The sequence below is a fragment of the Bradyrhizobium sp. 23 genome (assembly GCF_023073295.1).
Classification (GTDB): domain Bacteria; phylum Pseudomonadota; class Alphaproteobacteria; order Rhizobiales; family Xanthobacteraceae; genus Bradyrhizobium; species Bradyrhizobium canariense_D.
Window position 1 is genome coordinate 1 of the sequence record NZ_JADPJF010000055.1, and the last position, 2167, is coordinate 2167.

At 57.2% G+C, this 2167-nt stretch carries 3 protein-coding genes and 1 pseudogene; 2 read left to right on the forward strand and 2 right to left on the reverse strand.

Going from position 1 to position 2167, the window contains the following annotated elements; genetic code table 11:
• The coding region (locus tag IVB32_RS13465) for a hypothetical protein (protein ID WP_247410582.1) at positions 1 to 197 on the forward strand (197 nt) is incomplete at its 5' end.
• 154 nt (positions 198 to 351) lie between these two features.
• On the opposite strand, the gene IVB32_RS13470 is transcribed toward IVB32_RS13465, so the two are convergent.
• Together IVB32_RS13470 and IVB32_RS13475 are read right to left on the reverse strand one after the other, a co-directional pair.
• A complete protein-coding gene (locus IVB32_RS13470; RefSeq protein ID WP_247284137.1) occupies positions 352 to 492 on the reverse strand; it encodes a hypothetical protein in 141 nt (46 codons plus the stop codon).
• 179 nt (positions 493 to 671) lie between these two features.
• Positions 672 to 860, reverse strand: coding sequence for a hypothetical protein (locus IVB32_RS13475; protein WP_247284135.1), 189 nt, complete (start codon positions 858 to 860; stop codon positions 672 to 674).
• A gap of 801 nt (positions 861 to 1661) precedes the next feature.
• On the opposite strand from IVB32_RS13475, the pseudogene IVB32_RS13480 reads away from it, so the two are divergent.
• Positions 1662 to 2167 (forward strand): annotated as a pseudogene (locus tag IVB32_RS13480) (hypothetical protein); the annotation flags it as partial.

The window sequence follows — 2167 nt, forward strand, 5'->3', positions numbered from 1 at the left end:
CCAAACAGCGAAATCGATCAGCTGCTTCCCTGGGCCTATCGCGCGCAATCCCTCAAAGCCGTGGCGTGAGAACGACGCTTACTCTGCACCAGGGGATACGCAGGATGGATGCGATGAGCGATGCGCTGCTGATTAGCCTTGCGATTTGGGGAATGATCGGCTGCGCGGCATTGAGAGTGCTCGCGCTACTAGGCTAGCTCGTCGCCCCTGAATCATACCGCCGTCATCCTGGGGATGACGGCGGCCTGCCAATGGTCCTAATAAAAGGTGGGGCGGCCACCCAATACGCGAGCCGGTAGCGGCATGATCCTTATCCAGATCCGGGGCGTGCGCAAGCCTGATTGGCTCGTCTCAAGCCGCCCGATCAAGGCATTCCGTGTCGAGATCTGCGATGACATCCTCGAAAGCTGAGCTGGTCTGCTGTATGGCTGCAATCTTCTGCAGTTCGTCATCGCTGATCGGGCCGATGCGGCTCTGCAGCGCCACGACCATTCGCGGCGACGCTCTTTGAGTTGAACAAGGGGCAGGCCATGGTCAGGTAGATATCTCATGAGTGCCTCCACTGATGAATGCTCAAACAGCGCACCGGAAGACCGCTGAAGGACGGTTCTAAAATCTCGGTCAAATTTTAATGGTAATCTTCACGGCAATGGGCGCGTCGCGCGAAGCTGCTAGGAAGCTAGCCAATAGACAACTTTGATGGAAAGCGTGCCCAGCACGTAGAGCCATCCCGCCATCGCCAGCATGATGCTGAGGAAAAAGCTCACTCCCCAAATCCACTCGAAAAGGCGCCAATTGCCCGCGATCGGCAACTGCGTAGCGACAACGGTGTTCTCGTTCGACTGATCGGCTGAAACCATGGAGCGACCCGCAATACTTGGACGATTGGAATGGCCGCAGCGTCGCAGTCCTCTCCAGTTCCAGCATTTTCATAGGTGAATCCGGCCACTCCATTAGGGCGCCGGTCGCGCCCTTCGGGAAGTCCGTCGCATAGAAGCGGCGCGTGCCCGGTTACGAGTGTCAGGACAGATATCGATATTCGCGAGACTTCGGAGTTTTGGTGTCGATTGTAGTGACGGTGCACCGCAGGCGCGTCGCTCCGCTTCTTTGATCCGCTCTCGAAGTTCTTCCAATTCTGAGAGCCGAGAATTGAGTTCGTTCAACCGCTGGGCAAAAAGGAGACCGCGAGAGCTCTTCATCAATGCCTCCAACACAAAACAATGAAAGCCAAAAAATAGTGCAGGCGCAACGTACGAGGGAAAGTAAGCGTGTATGACTTTAGCCCGGCAGTCTGTGCACTTTTGTGAAACAGCGCACATTTTTAGCCGCATTGAACTTTGCACTTTGTCAGGTGCCGGTCCGCTTCCTCCGCCAACCGTGCGGGAATGCCGAAAGCTAGCACGGCGCGAATATCATCGTTCGCCGAAAGTTGAGGCTACCTGCCCATACGGGCGGCAGGTCTAGCGTTCACTCCCTCAGGGGAGAGTAGGCCAAAATACAACCATAGTCGCAGTACAGAACAGAGAGCGGCGGCACAGAGCGCCGGCCGACTGCTGCGGCCCGACTGCGGCGGGGTTTCTCCTCCTTTACCCCGCCGCGCCCGAAATCAGATCTGCTGGAAACGGCATCCTCTTCTTTTCTCGCGCAATCAAGGAACAGAATTGACAGTTCAAATCGGCGTCAATGGCCACTCCATGTTCGCCTCCGGGGCGTACCGCCAGATCAATGACGAGGACGTCTTGCTCGCCGCACATAAACTCAAGCGATACCGCCTGACCATTCCTCTGGCCGCTGACACTGATCCATGGGTAGCGACGCGCTTCACCTCGATCGTGGGCCTTGCCGCCAACTATGGCGTCACTCTTGAACCTGTTCTGGCGCTTCCGCTAATGTGGGGCGACAAGACCGATGCCGGCAAGTATCCTGCCGGCGACGCTGCTGCGATCTACTCCCAGGGCTACAATCGGACCCTGGCGTTTGTTCGCCAGTTCGCATCTTCGGTCGGCGACTGGGAACTTGGTAACGAGATCAATCTGACCGTCCGTGATGCCAACGGCTCTCCGTTGTTCGGCAAGGGATGGACCCTCTGCCGAGTTCGCTGCATATCCGTCGATGGTCGACTTCGCCAATCTCTTGCGGGGAATGTCGGACGCGATCGAGCAGGTAC